General features: G+C 65.7%; 12 protein-coding genes. 4 read left to right on the forward strand and 8 right to left on the reverse strand.

Annotation, left to right across the window (positions count from 1 at the left end):
• Positions 1–1,062, forward strand: coding sequence for an ABC transporter substrate-binding protein (locus AC24YW_RS00875; protein ID WP_487480928.1), 1,062 nt, complete (start codon positions 1–3; stop codon positions 1,060–1,062).
• A 204-nt stretch (positions 1,063–1,266) separates the two neighbouring features.
• On the opposite strand, the gene AC24YW_RS00880 is transcribed toward AC24YW_RS00875, so the two are convergent.
• From AC24YW_RS00880 to AC24YW_RS00900, 5 genes are all read right to left on the reverse strand, one after another.
• Positions 1,267–2,148, reverse strand: coding sequence for an NAD(P)-dependent oxidoreductase (locus AC24YW_RS00880; RefSeq protein WP_487480929.1), 882 nt, complete (start codon positions 2,146–2,148; stop codon positions 1,267–1,269).
• Positions 2,149–2,150: 2 nt separating this feature from the next.
• Positions 2,151–3,282 (reverse strand): peptide chain release factor 2 gene (prfB, locus tag AC24YW_RS00885; RefSeq protein ID WP_487480930.1). Its coding sequence is split into 2 segments (ribosomal slippage): positions 2,151–3,212 and positions 3,214–3,282, totalling 1,131 coding nucleotides; the frame shifts between segments, so codons are not numbered across the junction.
• Between the two features lie 107 nt (positions 3,283–3,389).
• Entirely contained in the window at positions 3,390–5,891 is a 2,502-nt protein-coding gene (locus AC24YW_RS00890; protein WP_487480931.1) for a penicillin-binding protein 1A, read from the reverse strand.
• A 244-nt stretch (positions 5,892–6,135) separates the two neighbouring features.
• Positions 6,136–7,431 carry an N-acetylmuramoyl-L-alanine amidase gene (locus AC24YW_RS00895; protein WP_487480932.1) on the reverse strand — a complete coding sequence of 432 codons (1,296 nt, stop codon included), beginning with the start codon at positions 7,429–7,431 and terminating at the stop codon, positions 6,136–6,138.
• A gap of 617 nt (positions 7,432–8,048) precedes the next feature.
• The gene (locus tag AC24YW_RS00900) at positions 8,049–9,011 is read right to left on the reverse strand and encodes a hypothetical protein (RefSeq protein ID WP_487480933.1); all 963 of its coding nucleotides are present in this window, start codon (positions 9,009–9,011) and stop codon (positions 8,049–8,051) included.
• Positions 9,012–9,020: 9 nt separating this feature from the next.
• Between AC24YW_RS00900 and AC24YW_RS00905 the strand changes: the two genes are divergently transcribed.
• Positions 9,021–11,261, forward strand: coding sequence for an Rne/Rng family ribonuclease (locus tag AC24YW_RS00905; protein ID WP_487480934.1), 2,241 nt, complete (start codon positions 9,021–9,023; stop codon positions 11,259–11,261).
• A 66-nt stretch (positions 11,262–11,327) separates the two neighbouring features.
• Positions 11,328–12,560: an NAD(P)/FAD-dependent oxidoreductase gene (locus AC24YW_RS00910; RefSeq protein WP_487480935.1), complete on the forward strand. Its 1,233-nt coding sequence runs from the start codon at positions 11,328–11,330 to the stop codon at positions 12,558–12,560.
• A 90-nt stretch (positions 12,561–12,650) separates the two neighbouring features.
• Here AC24YW_RS00910 and AC24YW_RS00915 read toward each other — a convergent pair whose 3' ends face one another.
• The 3 genes from AC24YW_RS00915 to AC24YW_RS00925 form a co-directional block, all read right to left on the reverse strand.
• A complete protein-coding gene (locus tag AC24YW_RS00915) occupies positions 12,651–13,985 on the reverse strand; it encodes a dicarboxylate/amino acid:cation symporter (protein ID WP_487480936.1) in 1,335 nt (444 codons plus the stop codon).
• Between the two features lie 83 nt (positions 13,986–14,068).
• Entirely contained in the window at positions 14,069–14,626 is a 558-nt protein-coding gene (locus AC24YW_RS00920; protein WP_487481827.1) for a biotin transporter BioY, read from the reverse strand.
• A 90-nt stretch (positions 14,627–14,716) separates the two neighbouring features.
• The gene (locus AC24YW_RS00925) at positions 14,717–15,904 is read right to left on the reverse strand and encodes a pyridoxal phosphate-dependent aminotransferase (RefSeq protein WP_487480937.1); all 1,188 of its coding nucleotides are present in this window, start codon (positions 15,902–15,904) and stop codon (positions 14,717–14,719) included.
• Between the two features lie 196 nt (positions 15,905–16,100).
• On the opposite strand from AC24YW_RS00925, the gene AC24YW_RS00930 reads away from it, so the two are divergent.
• The gene (locus tag AC24YW_RS00930; protein ID WP_487480938.1) at positions 16,101–17,501 is read left to right on the forward strand and encodes a M48 family metalloprotease; all 1,401 of its coding nucleotides are present in this window, start codon (positions 16,101–16,103) and stop codon (positions 17,499–17,501) included.

The following is a 17,501-nucleotide window of genomic DNA, read 5'->3' on the forward strand; positions in this document are numbered from 1 at the left end:
ATGCGACGACTTGCGATGCTGCTCTGCGCCTTGTTGCTGCTGCCGTCACTTGCAATGGCGCAAGCCAAGGATCCCGTAAAACTCAAGGTCGGCATGGTGGCAGCGGTGGACATGCTGGCGCTGCCGATCGCGCTGGAGCGCGGCTTCTTCGAGAAGTACGGGCTCGACGTGACCATCGCCCGCCCCTACGCAACCGGCGTCGATGCGCTCAATGCCTTGCAGGCGGGTGAAACCGACATGGTGCAAGCTGGCGTTCCGGCCATCGGCGCGATCCTGCGCAACATGGACCTGGTTTTCTTCGGCAACTTCAGCGGCAGTGCCACGAAGCTTGGATCCGATGCCACGCTCGCCCTCATTGCCAACGGCGATTCCGGAATCGTCAAAGGCGACTTGAAAAGTCTCAAGGGTAAGAAGATTGCGACCTCATTCGGCACGATCAACCATCTCTACATTCTTGGCTTGCTCGAAAAGGCTGGCCTCGCGGTGACCGACGTGACGCTGATCAACACGCCGCCGCCGGAAATGAGCGTGGCGCTGCTTGCCAAGGGCGTGGATGCATTTGTGTGCTGGGACCCGGCACCGGTGATCGCGATGAAGGACGTGCCGGGTGCTGTCGAGGTCATTCGCGGGGGTGACGTCATCTCCTATCTTGGATTCAATGTCGCGCTGCGGCCTTGGGTGGAGAAGAACGGGCCGACGATCGAGAAGTTCTTGGCGGCGGTATCGGAGGCCGACCAGTGGATGCGCAAGAACCCCAAGCAGGCCGCATCCATCGGTACGCGCTGGATTCCGGGGTTGAAGCTCGACGTGGCAGAGACCGCGATGCAGTACAACATCCAGCAGGTGGACCGCCGCATTTCCGCGCACAACTATCGCGCGCTTTGGAAGGCGCAGGATACGCTGCAACGGCTTGGCGTCATCAAGTCGGTGTTCGACGTGAACAAGCACATCGAGCCCAAATTCATCCTCAACGTGATGAATACCCACCCGGACCTGTTTTCCGATCTGCAGCCCATTCCTGCAGATGTGGCAATTAAGCCGGGCTTCGTCTTCAAGCCCTGATACCGAGGGTTGCCGCGCGCCCCGAAGCTGGCGCGCGGCAACAACATCCTGCTTGCGACCAAATTATGCGCACAGTTTCATAAGCGCTCTGTGCGCAACTCGCGACGCGCCCGTTATGTTTCGCAAAAGCAGGCGTTCCATGACAGCGAGATCACGAGTTCTCTCAACTTGGCGTTTGGGGCAAGTTGGCCGCCTCATCGCGCTTTAGCCAGGCTTCTTCGGCCGCGACACCAGTTCGATCATCCTGCCTTCATCTTCGTCCGGCATCGCCGCCTTTGCCTGTGCGTAGGCTTCGACCGCGGCGCGTGCGACCAGCGGCTTGCCCGCGAGCAGGCTTTCGGCGAGCATCACGGCGTAGGCGGCATCCTTGTGCCGCAGCGCTGCGGTGAAGGTCGCGCCGGTGAAATCGCGAGCGACCATGCGCTTGGAGTGACGCTGAACTTGCGGGCTCGCGGCGACGCCTGCCTGGATCGATTCCAGCACCAGGTTCATGTCGAGCCCGGCCTGCTCGGCAATCGCAAGGCCCTCGGCGAGGCCGGCGATCTGGATCGCGCCCATGAGATTGTTGATGAGCTTGTAGACCGTGCCGGAGCCGACCGCGCCGAAATGGCGGATGGTCGAGCCGATCGGCGTCAGATACGGCCGCGCGCGCTCGAGATCGGCCGCGTCGGCGCCGACCAGCAGCGTCAGCTTCCCGGCCGCCGCCGCGTCCGGCAATCCCGTCACGGGGCAGTCGATATAGATCAGTCCGCGCGCGTTGAGCTCACGGCCCATCTCGCAGGCATGGTCATAGGAGACGGTAGAGCATTCGATCGCGATGGTGCCTGATTTCGCCGTCTTGGCTGCCCCGTCTGGCCCGAGCCAGACCGCGCGCGAGGCCTCGTCGTCGGCGACCATGGTCACGACGGCGTCGGCATCGATCGCGGCATCTTCCGGCGAGGTCGCCCAGATCGCGCCGCGCGCGATCAGGTCCTCGGCCTTTGCCTTGCTGCGATTCCAGATTGTCACCGTGAAGCCGGCATCGAGATAGCGGCCGGCCATGCCGTGGCCCATCCGCCCCAGCCCGATGAAGGCGACACGGGGCATGGCTAGTCCACGTCCTCGATGTCGCCGGTCGTGGTGCCGAAGGCGCGCTGCGCCAGCGTCGCGGCCATGAACTCGTCGAGCTCGCCATTGAGCACGCCGGACGTGTCGGAGGTCTGCACGCCCGTGCGCAGATCCTTCACCATCTGGTAGGGCTGCAGCACGTAGGAGCGGATCTGGTGGCCCCAGCCGATGTCGGTCTTGGCGGCCTGGTCGGCGGCGGCCTTCTCCTCGCGCTTCTTGAGCTCGATCTCGTAAAGCCGCGCGCGCAGCATGTCCCAGGCCTGCGCCCGGTTCTTGTGCTGGGAGCGGCCGGCCTGGCAGACCACGGCAACGCCGGTCGGGATATGCGTCAGGCGCACCGCGGATTCGGTCTTGTTGACGTGCTGGCCGCCGGCACCGCCCGAACGCATCGTGTCGACGCGGACGTCGGATTCCTTGATGTCGATCTTGATGCTGTCGTCGATGACGGGGAACACCTGCACGCTCGAGAACGAGGTGTGCCGCCGCGCGTTGGAATCGAACGGCGAGATGCGCACGAGGCGGTGCACACCGGCTTCGGTCTTCAGCCAGCCATAGGCGTTGTGGCCGGAGACCTGGATGGTCGCCGACTTGATGCCGGCCTCTTCGCCCTCGGATTCTTCGAGGTACTCGACCTTGAAGCCGTGCGTTTCGGCCCAGCGCGTGTACATGCGCAGCAGCATCTGCGCCCAGTCCTGGCTTTCGGTGCCGCCGGCGCCGGCATGGACTTCCAGATAGGAATCGAAGCGGTCGGCTTCGCCCGACAGCAGCGCCTCGAGCTCGCGCCGCGCCACTTCCTTCTTGAGGTTCTTCAGCGCAGCTTCGGCTTCGGCGACGACGCCGTCATCGCCCTCGGCCTCCCCGAGCTCGATCATGCCGATGTCGTCTTCGAGCTCCTGCTCGACCTTGCCGATGCCTGAGAGCGAATCCTCCAGCGAGGTGCGCTCCTGCATCAGCTTCTGGGCTTTCTGGGGGTCGTTCCAGAGGTTGGGGTCTTCTGCGAGCTTGTTCAGCTCAGCGAGGCGCGCCGTCGATTTCTCGACGTCAAAGATGCCTCCTCAGCAGCCCGACCGACTGCTTGATCTCTTCTACCAACCGTTCGATTTCGGCGCGCATGCTGTTCTCTATCTTGCGGAATCCCGCGTGCAGTTCGAGAGGGGATGTAGCGGCGGCGGCCGCAAAGCGCAACCGCCCGAACCGTGATCGCCGGCCTTATCCGCGGCCTACCACAACCCGCCGGTGCCCGGCCGGAAGAGGAAGCCGGAATCCGGCTGCTGCTGCTGCACCGGCATGCCGCGACCGTCGGCGTCGGCAACGCCGATGACCGAATAATTGTCCGGCGGCGCCGTGCCGGGCTTGAAGGCTTCGAGGATGGTTCCGCCGGTCTCGCCGGGGCCGGCACGCATGCCGGTCTTGGCGACGACGCGGACGAGCTTGATGCCGGCCGGCACCTTGAACGGAACCGCGGGCTTGTCAGCGAGCGCGAGCTTGAGGAAGTCACGCACGATCGGAGCAGCGAGATGGCCGCCGGTCGCGGCGTTGCCCTTGCCGAGCGGGCGCGGCTTGTCATAGCCCATGTAGACCGCGACGGCGATATCCGGCGAGAAGCCGACGAACCAGGCGTCCTTGGCCTCATTGGTGGTGCCGGTCTTGCCGGCGACGGGCTTGCCGACCTCCTTGATCACCGTGGCCGTACCGGACTGCACCACACCCTCCATCAGCTCCGTGATCTGATAGGCGGTCATGGAATCCAGCACCTGCTCGCGGCGGTCGATCAGCTGCGGCTCGGGCTGGTTCTTCCAGCCGCCCGGCGCGTCGCAGCCGCGGCATTCGCGCTGGTCGTGCTTGAAGATGGTGCGACCGTAACGGTCCTGGATGCGGTCGATCAGCGTCGGCTTCACGCGGCGGCCGCCATTGGCGAGCATCGAGTACGCCGTGACCATGCGCATCGCCGTTGTCTCGCCTGCGCCGAGCGCGTAGGAGAGATAGTTCGGCAGCTCGTCATAAACGCCGAAACGGCGGGAATATTCGCCGATCAGGGGCATGCCGATGTCCTGCGCGAGGCGCACCGTCACGGTGTTGAGCGACTGCCGCAGCGCATTGCGCAGCGTCACCGGTCCCTGGAATTTGCCGGAGGAGAAGTTTTCCGGCCGCCACACGCCTGCGCCCTGGCCCTGGTCGATCTCGATGGGCGCATCGAGCACGACGGTCGAGGGCGTATAGCCGTTGTCGAGCGCGGCCGAATAGACGATCGGCTTGAACGACGAGCCCGGCTGCCGATAGGCCTGCGTGGCGCGGTTGAACTGGCTCTGGTCGAACGAGAAGCCGCCGACCATCGCGAGCACGCGGCCGGTCCAGGGATCCATCACCACCATGGCGCCGGAGACTTCCGGAATCTGGCGGAGCCGGTACTGGCCCTCGACCGGGTGGCCGTCCTTGTAGAGCGGATCGGCATAGATCACATCGCCCGGCTGGAGCACCTGCGACACCGCGGTCGGCGTCTTGCCCTTGGTACCGCCCTGCACGGCCCGCGCCCAGCGCACGCCGTCGACCGTGACGATCCCGGTCTCGCGCTGCTTGCTGACGGCGCCGCCGAGTTCGCGGCCCGGCTGGAAGCCGATCCGCGCCGACTGGTCGCTGGTCTCCAGCACGACGGCCATGCGCCACGGCGAGATGTCGGACAGCGACTTGATCTCGGCCAGCTTCACGCCCCAATCGCCGGAAATGTCGAGCTTGCTGATGGCGCCGCGATAACCCTGCTGCTCGTCATAGTTCACGAGGCCGGCGACCATGGCCTTGCGCGCCATGACCTGGATCTTCGGATCGAGCGTGGTGCGAACCGACAGGCCGCCCTCATAGAGCTTCTTCTCGCCGTAGCGCTCGAAAATGTCGCGCCGGACTTCCTCGGCGAAATATTCGCCGGCGAAGGTGTGGGCGCCGTTGGACCGGCTGGTGACGGCGAGCGGCTCCTTGCGCGACTTGTCGGCATCGGCCTGCTTGATCCAGCCGTTTTCCAGGAGACGGTCGATCACGTAGTTGCGGCGCTCGACGGCGCGGTCGCGGTTGCGGACCGGATGCAGCGTCGCCGGCATCTTCGGCAGCGCCGCCAGATAGGACGCTTCCGCCACCGTCAGCTCGTTCACCGACTTGTCGAAATAGACCAGCGAGGCGGCCGCGATGCCGTAGGCGCCGAGGCCGAGATAGATCTCGTTGAGATACAGCTCGAGGATCTTGTCCTTCGAATAGGTCTTCTCGATGCGCATTGCCAGCAAGGCTTCCTTGATCTTGCGGGCGAAGGAGACCTCGTTGGTGAGCAGGAAATTCTTGGCGACCTGCTGGGTGATCGTCGACGCACCCTGCGGACGGCGGTTGGAGCCGTAGTTCTGCAGATAGAGCAGGCCCGCGCGCGCCATGCCGGTGTAGTCGATGCCGCCGTGCTCGTAGAAATTCTTGTCCTCGGCCGCGAGGAAAGCGTTGATCACGAGCTTCGGCACCGCCTGGATCGGCAGATACAGCCGCCGCTCCTTGGCGTATTCGCCGACCAGCGAACCGTCGACCGCGTGCACACGCGTCATCACCGGCGGCTCGTAATCCTGAAGCTGAGAGTAGTCCGGCAAGTCCTTGGAGAAATGCCAGATCAGGCCTGCCACGGCCCCGACACCGACAAGGAACACCACTGTTCCCGCGGCGAACAGGAAGCCCATGAACCGCACCAGCAAGCGCATTATCTGTTTATCCGTTCAAACTCTGGATCAGCCCAGTATCAGCCCCAGTGGACCCAAAAACTGGCACCTCGAAAACGGCGCCAACCTCACGTCGCGAATTCACCGGCTTACGCAATCACATCGAGGCCGGACTTGAGACGCTTGCCGAACAGGATTCTCGCCGATTCCGGAACCCCATACGGATTTCTATAAAGCGTCCGCTGTGGCCAAACTAGGGCCTTTGGGCCGGGAGGAACAAACAGGTTCAGTTCGGGGTGCCGGCCGTGGCCATCCGCTTGGTCAAAAATGCGTCGATCGCCTGGGCCATGGAGCCGACGGCGCGGGACCGCCAGCCCTCGGAGACCAGATGCTCGAGATCTCCCTTGTTGGAGACGTAGCCGATCTCGACTAACACCGAAGGCACGTCGGGCGCCTTCAGGACGCGGAAGCCGGCGGACTTCAGGGGATGCTTGTGCATCCGCACCGTCTGCTTCATTTCGCTCATCAAATGGCGGGCGAAACGGTTTGAAAAGGTGCGGGTTTCGCGCTGTGTGAGGTCGATCAGGATGTCGGCGACGTCGGTCGGCTCCTCCGCGAGGTTGAAGCCGGCGATCGCATCCGCCCGGTTCTCCGCATCGGCCAGCCGCTGGGCCTCGGCGTCGGAGGCCTTGTCGGAGAGCGTATAGATGGTCGCGCCCTGCGCATCGCCCTCCGCCCGCGGCAGCGCATCGGCGTGGATCGAGACGAACAAGGCCGCCTTGAGATTGCGGGCGATCCTGGTGCGGTCATTGAGCGGAACGAAGGTGTCGTCGTCCCGCGTCATCACCACGCGGTACTTGCCGGCTTTCTCGAGCTTATCGCGGAGCGCCAGGCCAAAAGCCAGCACCAGGTTCTTCTCGCTCTCGCCGCTCGACTGCGTCCCGTTGTCGATGCCGCCATGGCCTGGGTCGATCACCACCACCGGACGACCATCGGGCTTCTGCTGCGCGGCATTCGGGGCCGGCGCGTTGGAAACCGTGGCAGGCGGCGCTTCCGCGATCGCGGGCCGCAGCTCGGGACGGTTTTCGGGGGCGAGCGAGGACACAAAGGCGGTGCGGTCGACCTCCTCCAGTTCGAGGACGAGCCGGGCCGGTTGGCCGTTGGCCGCCTCCAGCACGTAGGATTTGGCGATCTTCGCCGGCCCGGTCAGGTCGAACACGATTCGCGAGCCGCCGGGCATGACCAGCCCGTAGCGGAAGGCCTTGACCAGCCCCCGCCCCCCGCTTCCGGTCCCGGCGGGCAGCTGAAAACTGACCTGCGGCACGTCCACCACCACGCGGTAGGGGTCGGCCAGCGTGACGGCGCGGAAGGTGACGGTCTGGTCGAGGTCGAGGATGAAGCGGGTCTGCTTGCCGTCGCCGGCCAGGCGGGCGGCCGAGGCGACCGGAAAACTAGCTGCGACGGCAGTAGGTTGCAGCCGGCTTTCCGCAGCGATGAGGCGCGAGGAATCAGCACATGGCAATGCCGCGATGCACAGCAACACGCCTCCCAGCAAAATCCGTCGATTTGTGCGGCTCGCCACCGATTCCGTGCCTCCGAGCAGCTCTCTTAACGCAATAGAACCACAGGGTTAATCGATCCTTAATGACGGAAACGCGAAACTCGGCGACTGTGACCGCCGTGCGACGCTCCCTTGCACGGATGGCTCATTCCTCGTATGTACGGAATGCTGACGGCCGATATTTCCGGTTGTGTCGCATTCAGCCTCCCGGTGCAGCGCCGGAACTCTCAAGGTTTGAGAATTCCAGCGTTTTCCGCTTCCCTCTATGACCAGCGCGGTGCGCGGCAGCGAGGTGGAGCGGGTCAAGCCCCCGGCGGCGGACGGTCTCGGGCTACCACTCATGTTGCCGGGACTGTTCTGACAGCGGCGTAACCCATTAACCCGGTCCCTTGATCCCAAGGGGGCGGTTCGTGATCCCCAAGGCGAGCGCGCTCGCGCCGTGCCTGGCCAGCAGCAACTGATTGAAGGGCGGCCTCGCCGCCCAGTGTTTCATACGGGCCGACGCTTGATGCGCCAGACTGTGCCGACGAAATCTGAAGGAGCATTCGCCACGCTGCGGAGTGACAATCCCGCGCGTCGCAATGGTCCTGAAGCTTCCGATTCGGCGAGGCGCGAGAGACGGCGTTTCGGCCTTCCCCTCACCCCCGAATCAGGTGGACCGTCGCGTCACCCGCCGGCGCGATACGCGCCCACGGCTTATCGCGTCCGCCGCCGCCAAGAGTTAAGACATGCCCAACAAGATGTTGATCGATGCCACCCACCCGGAGGAGACCCGGGTCGTCGTGGTCCGCGGCAATCGCGTCGAAGAGTTTGATTTCGAGACCGCGCAACGCAAGCAACTGCGCGGGAATATCTACCTCGCCAAGGTCACAAGGGTCGAACCCTCGCTCCAGGCCGCCTTCGTCGAATATGGCGGCAATCGCCACGGCTTTCTCGCCTTCAGCGAAATCCATCCCGACTATTACCAGATCCCGGTCGCAGACCGGCAGGCGCTGATCGAGGCCGAGGAACAGGCCCATCGCGAGGCCGAGGAAGAGAGCGAGAACCGCTCGCACGGCCGTCGCCGCTCGCGGCACCGCAACGCCCGCCGCCGCGGTCACGGCGAGCGCGTGCGCAGCGACATCGTCGAAGGTCTCGAAGCTGGCGCCGATCCCGCCGCCCAGCCGGTCGAAGGCGCCGCACTGCCGGAGCATGCCGAGGGTGCCTTGCACGAGGGCGAGCATCTGCACGCCGATACGGAGCATCACGGCGAGCACGAGGGCCACGATCACGATCATGGCGACCATGATCATGACGAACATCGTCATGCCCGCGATGACGAGCATCATCACGCTCACGATGATGCCCGCGGCCGCGAGGACGAGCGCGATCATCATGATCATGACCACGCCGACGAGACGCCCGCGCCTGTTGCAGCGGTCGGCGCCGAGCCCGCGGTCGCGACAATTGCCGAGCCCCAGCCGGCTCCAAGCTTCGAGACTTCCACTCCAGAGGCTCATGCCGCTGAAGCGCAGGCCGAGCCTGTGGCGGAAGTCGTGACTTCGGCCGCCGAGCCGGCCGATGCCGTCTACGGCGCCGGCGAAAGCACTGAAGCCCCACATGCAGACGCCGTGGAAGCAGCCGACGAGGACGACGAGGACGAGGACGGCGAGGATGCCGAAGAGGAAGTCGTCGAATCCGTCGGCGGCGACGACGTGCTGGAGGAAGTGCCGGAACGCACCTTCCGTCCGCGTCGCCAGTACAAGATCCAGGAAGTCATCAAGCGTCGCCAGGTGATGCTGGTGCAGGTCGTCAAGGAAGAGCGCGGCAACAAGGGCGCGGCGCTGACGACCTATCTCTCGCTCGCCGGCCGCTACGCCGTCTTGATGCCGAACACCGCACGCGGCGGCGGCATCAGCCGCAAGATCACCAGCGCGCAGGATCGTTCCCGTTTGAAGGAAGTGGTGCAGGACCTCGACGTGCCCGAGGGCATGGGCATCATCCTGCGCACCGCGGGCGCCGCCCGCACCAAGCCCGAGATCAAGCGCGACTTCGAATATCTGATCCGGATGTGGGAGACGGTGCGCGACCTCACGCTGAAATCGCAAGCCCCGACCCTCGTCTACGAGGAAGGGTCGCTGATCAAGCGCTCGCTGCGCGACCTCTACAACAAGGAGATCGACGAGATACTGGTTGCCGGCGAAGCCGGCCACCGCGAGGCCCGCGACTTCATGAAGATGCTGATGCCCGCCAATGTCGGCGCGGTGAAGCAATATCGCGACGGCCAGCCGCTGTTCTCGCGCATGGGCGTCGAGAGCCAGCTCGATGCGATGTTCTCGCCGACCGTCCAGTTGCGCTCCGGCGGCTACATCGTGATCAACCAGACCGAGGCGCTGGTCTCGATCGACGTCAACTCGGGACGATCGACGCGCGAGCACCACATCGAGGACACCGCGCTCAAGACCAACATGGAAGCGGCCGAAGAGGTCGCCCGCCAGCTCCGCTTACGCGACCTCGCCGGCCTGATCGTCATCGATTTCATCGACATGGACGAGAAGCGCAACAACCGCGCGGTGGAGCGCAAGCTGTCCGACTGCCTCAGGCAGGATCGCGCGCGCATCCAGGTCGGCCGCATCTCGCATTTCGGCCTGCTCGAGATGTCGCGCCAGCGCATCCGCGCCAGCGTGCTGGAATCTTCGACCGATCCGTGTCCGCATTGCGGCGGCACCGGTCACGTCCGCTCGGTGTCTTCGGTGGCGCTGCAGCTCCTGCGCGGCCTCGAAGAGATTCTGATGAAGGGCGCGACCCACAATCTCGTCGTCCGCACCCGCACCGACGTCGCGCTCTATGTGCTGAACCACAAGCGCGGCCATCTGCGCGATCTCGAGAACGGCTTCAAGGTCACGCTGTCGGTGATCGCCGACGCGAGCGTCAGCGGCCCGCAGGCCTATGTCATCGACCGCGGCGAGCAGGTGCATACGCTCGAAGCCGCCAAGGCGCTGCTCGTTGCGCAAGCCGCTGCGAGCCCGCCGCCACTGGCCGAAGAAGCCTATGACGACGAGGACGGCTTCGACCTGGAGACCGAATCCGAAGTCGAAACCGACGAGACCGAAGGCCTTGCCGACGAGCAGGCTGGCGGCGAGGCAGCCTCGGAGCAGGACGGCCAGCGCCGCAAGCGCCGTCGTCGGCGGCGCGGTCGCGGTAGCCAGCGCGAAGGTGAGTTGCGCGAGGATACGGCGCCGACCTTGCCTGAGCCCGCGATGATCGCCGGCGAAAGCGAGGAGGAGACCGAGTCCGAGCAGGACGGTGAGGAAGGCGAGGAACAGGCCGCCCGTGGCGAACAGCAGGGCAGCGGTGATCGCCGGCGCCGGCGTGGTCGCCGCGGCGGTCGCCGCCGTCGCGGTGGCGGCGAGGAAGGTCTTGCCGGCTCCATCAGCGACGAACTCGGCACCAACCCGCCGCCGGAAGCTGCCGACGCAGTGGCCGATTTCGACGGCCTCGGCAGCCAGGCTTCGCCTTCGATCGTGCAGGCCGAGCCGGCCGACGAGCCGCAAGTTGCGGAGCCCGAGCCGCACGCCGAAATCCGGACCGAGGCGCCGGCCCAGCCGGAGCCCGCCCCCGCCGCGACGACCGCAACGCCGGACGAAGAGCCAGCCGGCGACAGGGCCGCGCGGCGCCGCTCCACCGTGCGCGAAAAGGTGAGCTTCCTGGCGAACAGCCAGGCGGAGCCCGCAACGCCGGCGGCGCAGGCGGCAGAGCCGGTCGCGGCACCCGCGCCGGCACCTGAGCCCGCGCCGGAGGCGGCGAGCGAAACCCCGGCCGCCCCGCGTCGTGCCGGCTGGTGGTCACGCCGTTTCGGCGGCGGCGAGTAGAGGGACAAATGGAATTGAAACCGCCCGGCCCAACCGGGCGGTTTTGATTTGAAGAGGTCAGTTGCGATGCAAAGCGCGATCATTCTCGGCGGCGGCATGGTGGGCGTGGGCGCCGCGCTGCATCTGCAGCGGCGCGGCTGGTCGGTGACGCTGGTCGATCGCAGGGAGCCGGGCCGCGAGACCAGCTACGGCAATGCCGGAATGATCCAGGCCGAGGCGGTACGCCCCTATCCGATGCCGCGCGACCTCGCTTCGCTCTTGAAGATCGCGACCGGCCGCACCAACGACGTGCGCTACAGCCTCTCGTCGCTGCATCTCCACGTCGAGCCCCTGCTCCGTTACTGGTGGCATTCGGCGCCGAAGCGGCATCGCGAGGCGATCGAGGCCTGGGCACGGCTGATCGCCTACGCAACGGCCGAGCACGACACCCTGATCCGCGAGGCGCATGCCGACAATCTCATCCGCCGCGCCGGCTACCGGGCGCTGTTTCGCGATCGCGCTTCGTTGGATCTCTCGATCAAGGCGGCGGAAGAAGATCAGCGTGAATTCGGCGTGAACTATCGCGTGCTGTCGGGCAGCGAGCTTGCCAAAGCCGAGCCGATCCTGCGCGACGATCTCCCGGGCGCGATCCATTGGCTCGACACCTGGACCGTGTCCGACCCCGGCGCGCTGGTCACGGCCTATGCCGAGCTGTTCGAGCGACTCGGCGGCAGGATCGTGCTCGGTGATGCCCAGTCGCTGCAGCAGACCACGACCGGCTGGTCGGTCGACACCGACCAGGGCCGCATCGACGCTGCAAACGCCGTCGTAACGCTCGGGCCGTGGTCGCCCGATTTGTTGTACAAGTTCGGCTATCGCATCCCGCTGGTGCGCAAGCGCGGCTACCACATGCATTACAGCGGCGGCGCTTCGCTCGACCTGCCTCTCATCGACAAAAGCGGCGGCTACGCCATGGGGCCGATGGCCAAGGGCATCCGCATCACCACCGGCGCCGAATTGACGGGCGCTGACGCGCTCGCGACACCGGTGCAGCTCGCCAGCGCCGAAGCCTCCGCGCGCGAGCTGATCGATCTCGGCAAGCGGGTCGAGCCCGATCCGTGGTTCGGCACGCGGCCCTGCACGCCCGACATGCTGCCGGTGCTCGGCCCCGCCCCGCGCCACCCCGGCCTCTGGATGAATTTCGGCCACGGCCATCAAGGCTTCACGCTGGGACCGGCGACCGGACGCCTGCTCGCGGAGATGATGAGCGGCGAAACGCCGGCGGTCGATCCCACGCCGTATCGGGCCGAGCGGTTTTAGCCAAAAGAAAAAGGGCTGATCGAGCAGCTCGATCAGCCCTATTCCTTGAAGACCTGACAGCGCAGCTCGCGCCGCGCTGCCAGAGCCCGATCAGTCCGTCGTGATCGCCGTCTCCATGTCGGTCGGATCGATCTCCTTGGCAAGATTGGCGTTGAGCTTGTCGCGGTCGAGCTCGCCTTCCCACCAGGCGACGATCACGCAGGCGACGCCGTTGCCGCACAGATTGGTCAGCGCGCGGCACTCGCTCATGAACTTGTCGATGCCGAGCACGATCGCCATGCCCGGCACGAGGCGCGGATCGACCACGGCGAGCGTCGCCGCCAGCGTGATGAAGCCCGCGCCGGTGATGCCGGAGGCACCCTTCGAGGTCAGCATCGCCACCACCAGGATGGTCACCTGCTGGCCGAAGGAGAGATCGACGCCGAGCGCCTGCGCGATGAACAATGTCGCCAGCGTCATGTAGATGTTGGTGCCGTCGAGATTGAACGAGTAGCCCGTGGGCACGACGAGGCCGACTACCGACTTGGAGCAGCCGAGCCGCTCCAGCTTCTCCATCAAGGACGGCAGCGCACTCTCCGAGGACGAGGTGCCGAGCACGATCAAGAGCTCGTCCTTGATGTAGGCGAGGAACTTGAAGATCGAGAACCCGGCCATGCGCGCGATGAGGCCGAGCACGACGAACACGAACAGCGCAGCCGTGACGTAGAACGTCGCGATCAGGCCGATCAGATTGAGGATCGCGCCGGTGCCGAACTTGCCGATCGTATAGGCCATCGCACCGAACGCGCCGATCGGCGCCGCGCGCATCACGATCGAGATGACGCCGAATACCGCGTGCGCGGCATCGTCGATGAAGCTGCGAATGGTGTGGCCGCGCTCACCGAGGCTCATCAAGGCGAAGCCGAACAATATCGCGAACAGCAGCACCTGAAGGATCTCGCCTTGCGCGAAGGCGCCGACCACAGTGTCCGGGATGATGTGCAGCACGAAGTCGACGGACTTCTGGCCCGCCGCCTGCTTGGCGTAGTTTGCAACGGCCGCTTCGTTTGCCGCTCCGCCGCCGAAGCCGGAGCCCGGCTTGACGAGATTGCCGACGACGAGGCCGAGCACCAGGGCGAAGGTCGAGACGACCTCGAAATAGACCAGCGCCTTGACGCCGATGCGCCCCACCTTCTTGGCGTCCTGGATGTGGGCGATGCCGGAGACGACGGTGCAGAAGATGATCGGGGCGATCACCATCTTGATCAGCTTGATGAAGCCGTCGCCGAGCGCCTTGATCCATTCGTTGGTGGCGACGGACGGCCACAGCCATCCGACGATGGCGCCCAGCGCGATGGCGATCAACACCTGGATGTAGAGGACTTTGTACCACGGCTTGGCGGCGGGCGGCGCGACCGGCGCCCCCGCCATCGTTGTCGTCGTCATCGCTTCACTCCCCTCAAACGCTTGGGCCAGCCAAGATCAACTTGGCCGGCCCTGTCAATTCAAACTGCTGGTTGTATCGCGCTTTACCCGCGGCGCTCGACAATCCGGCGCGCCGCCGGCATCAGGGTCGCGCCGAGCGCATTCTTGACCAGCGAGGCCGCGATGAACGGCACGATGCCGACCTGCCAGGCCTTGGCGGCGCCGAGGCCAAGGCCAAATGCCAGCCAGCCGAATCCGGCCGCGAGAATGACGATGTGGCCAACAGCCATCGCTGCAAACAGCAGCATCACGCTGCGATCCCAGCCGCGCTCGGCGAGCCAGCCGGTCGCGAACGCGGCCAGCACGAAGCCGAACAGATAGCCTGCGGTCGGCCCGACCAGCGGCGCTATCCCGCCCACAGGGCCAGCGAACACCGGCAGCCCGATCGCGCCCTCGGCGAGGTAAGCGATCATGGTTGCGCTGCCAAGGCGCCAGCCATAGGCGGCACCGATCATCAGCACCACCAGCGTCTGCAGCGTCATCGGCACGTAGGGCAGCGGCAGGTTCACCTTGGCCGACAGCGCCATCAACGCAGTGCCGAGCGCAATCAGCACGACGGCACGAAAGCCGCCGACGGCTTCGCCCGGTCGTGTCGGCCACATCAATGCGGCGAGAGAAGAATGTGGCGTAGCGGCGGACGGGGTGGAACGGTCAGGCACGTCGAACTCCGGAAGGCTGTCGAAAACTGGCCGCTATTTAAGCCAGTGAGCGATCCGGTCAACTGCCTCCCGCATCTCGTCGAGCGAACGTGCATAGGAAAAGCGGATGAACGAACGGCCATGGACGGGATCGAAGTCGAGGCCGGGCGTTGCCGCCACGCGCGCCTGCTCCAGCATCTGCTTGGCGAATTCGAAACTGTCCGAGGTGAAGTCCGAGACGTCGGCATAGAGATAGAAGGCGCCGTCAGCCGGCAGGAATTTCGTCAGTCCGGCCTTGGGCAAACCATCGATCAGGACACGCCGGTTTTCCTGGTAGCCGTGCTTGATCGCTTCCATCTCGGCCGCACCGTCGAAGGCGGCCTCGGCTGCGATCTGCGACAGCGAGGGCACCGAGATCGAGAGGTTCTGCTGCAGCCGTTCGATCGGCCGCACCAGGATCTCGGGCACCACCATCCAGCCGACGCGCCAACCGGTCATGCAGAAATACTTCGAGAACGAATTGATCACGAGCGCGTGCTCGGACAGCGTGGCCGCCGTCACGGCCGGAAACGCGTAATCGAGCCCATGATAGATCTCGTCGGAGATGAAACGGATGCCAGCGTCTTCCGCCGCCGCGATCAGGCCGGCAAGCGCCTCACGGGACATCATCGTGCCGGTCGGATTGGCGGGACTGCCGACCAGAACACCCTTCAGCGGCGCCTTGCGATGGGCCGCGAGCAGCGCCTCGCCGGTCAGCGCGTGACGCGTCTCGTTCGTGGTCTCGATCAGCACCGGCTCGCAGCCGAGCGCGGTCAGGATGTGTCGATACGGCGGATAGCCCGGCACCGTCACGGCGACGCGATCGCCGGGCTCGAACATCGACAGGAAGGCCAGGATGAAGCCGCCGGACGAGCCCGTCGTCACCACGATCCGATCGGGGCTGACATCGCAGCCATAGGTGTCGCGATAATGGCGTGCGATGCGCGCGCGCAAGGAGGGGATGCCGAGCGCCGAGGTGTAGTCGATCCGTCCGGCCTCGAGCGCCACATGGGCGGCCGCGATCGCACTCTTGGGCGCGCCGGCCGCGGGCTGGCCGACCTCCATGTGGATGACATGACCGCCGGCGGCCTCGATTCGGGCCGCCGCGGCCATGACATCCATCACCATGAACGGGGGAACATCGCTGCGGCGGGAGGGCTCGAGCCACTGCCCCAACCGGTTCCTCAATGTCGCGTCGTGCATCGATTTCTGCTATTGGCTGGCGAACCGGTCCGTAAATGGGGCGCTTGTGCCCCAGACTGGCCGCATTGTACGGCTCATAAGGGCACCGCTCACAAGGGCATATCGCGTATCCGGTCCGCCGCCAATCACCAAAACCAATCACTGAACTGCTTGACCAAGATCACTTGACCGAGCCCCTTTTGACCAAGACCGCTTGATGTCGCTCCAGATCGCATTGCGCAAGAAGGCCTCCGTCCTCACCGCCCTCGTCACCGCCACGGCGATCGCGCTGACGCCGTTCTCGGCCGCGCGTGCGCAGGCCAAGGGGCCGCCGATCCTGCGCGACACCGAGACCGAACAGCTGCTGCGCGAATATACGCGCCCGATCCTGCGCGTTGCGGGTCTGGAGAAGCAGAACATCCAGATGGTGATCATCAACGACGGCTCGTTCAACGCCTTCGTCGCGGACGGCCGCCGCATCTTCGTCAATTGGGGCGCGATCCTGCAATCGGAGACGCCGAACCAGATCATCGGCGTGCTCGCGCACGAGACCGGACATCTGGCCGGCGGCCATCTGTCCAAGCTGCGCGAGCAGCTCGCCGCCGCCCAGACCCAGATGATCATCGCGATGCTGCTCGGCGCCGGCGCGATTGCGGCCGGCAGCACCCAGCGCAGCAGCACGGGCAACAACGGGCTCGCCAATGCCGGCGCCGCCGCGATCGCCGCTCCGCAGGAGGTGATCCGCCGGACGCTGCTGTCCTACCAACGCCAGCAGGAGGAGAACGCCGACCGTGCCGGCGTGAAATTCCTGGCGGCGACCCAGCAATCGCCCAAGGGCATGTACGAGACGTTCAAGCGATTCAGCAGCGAGAGCCTGTTCGCCGCGCGCGGTGCCGATCCCTACCTGCAATCGCATCCGATGCCGGCCGAGCGCGTCGCCGCGCTGCAGGAGTTCGCAAGCTCCAGCCCCTACTGGAACAAGAAGGACGATCCCGCGCTCCAGCTTCGGCACGACATGGTCCGCGCCAAGATCTCAGCGTTCATGGAGCGTCCGGAGACGGTGTACCGCCGCTATCCCCAGAGCAACGACAGCCTGCCGGCGCGCTATGCCCGCGCCATCAGCACCTATCTGCACGGCGATCTGCGCAGCGCGCTCGCCCAGATCGACGCACTGATCCAGGTGCAGCCGAACAACCCGTATTTCTACGAGGTGCGCGGCCAGGCGCTCCTCGAAAGCGGCAAGGCGGCCGAAGCGGTGGCTCCGTTGCGCAAGGCCGCCGCCCTCTCGAGCAACGCCCCCCTCATCGAGATGTTACTTGGGCAGGCTCTGGTCGGAACCGATAATAAGGCCTACACCGACGAGGCCGTTCGGATTCTCCGCGCCGCGGTGGCCCGGGAGCCCGAGGCGGCGCTCGGTTATACCCAGCTCGCGATGGCCTATGGCCGGAAGGGAGATTATGCGGAGGCGGATCTCGCCTCGGCCCAGGCCGCCTATTTGCGCGGCGACAACAAGACCGCCCGCGAGCTCGCCACGCGCGCGAAAACCCGTTTCGCCGTCGGCACGCCCGGATGGGTCAAGGCCGACGACATCGTCGCGGCTAAGCCGCCGCGCAACTGA

This window comes from Bradyrhizobium sp. USDA3516 (assembly GCF_057651995.1).

Excerpts from the sequence above, each read along its gene's own strand:
- AC24YW_RS00920 (WP_487481827.1), bottom strand. The coding sequence starts at position 14,626 with ATGTGGCCGACACGACCGGGCGAAGCCGTCGGCGGCTTTCGTGCCGTC.
- AC24YW_RS00880 (WP_487480929.1), bottom strand. The coding sequence starts at position 2,148 with ATGCCCCGTGTCGCCTTCATCGGGCTGGGGCGGATGGGCCACGGCATG.
- AC24YW_RS00910 (WP_487480935.1), top strand. The coding sequence starts at position 11,328 with ATGCAAAGCGCGATCATTCTCGGCGGCGGCATGGTGGGCGTGGGCGCC.
- AC24YW_RS00890 (WP_487480931.1), bottom strand. The coding sequence starts at position 5,891 with ATGCGCTTGCTGGTGCGGTTCATGGGCTTCCTGTTCGCCGCGGGAACA.
- AC24YW_RS00930 (WP_487480938.1), top strand. The coding sequence starts at position 16,101 with ATGTCGCTCCAGATCGCATTGCGCAAGAAGGCCTCCGTCCTCACCGCC.
- AC24YW_RS00925 (WP_487480937.1), bottom strand. The coding sequence starts at position 15,904 with ATGCACGACGCGACATTGAGGAACCGGTTGGGGCAGTGGCTCGAGCCC.
- AC24YW_RS00915 (WP_487480936.1), bottom strand. The coding sequence starts at position 13,985 with ATGACGACGACAACGATGGCGGGGGCGCCGGTCGCGCCGCCCGCCGCC.
- AC24YW_RS00875 (WP_487480928.1), top strand. The coding sequence starts at position 1 with ATGCGACGACTTGCGATGCTGCTCTGCGCCTTGTTGCTGCTGCCGTCA.
- AC24YW_RS00900 (WP_487480933.1), bottom strand. The coding sequence starts at position 9,011 with ATGTGGGGCTTCAGTGCTTTCGCCGGCGCCGTAGACGGCATCGGCCGG.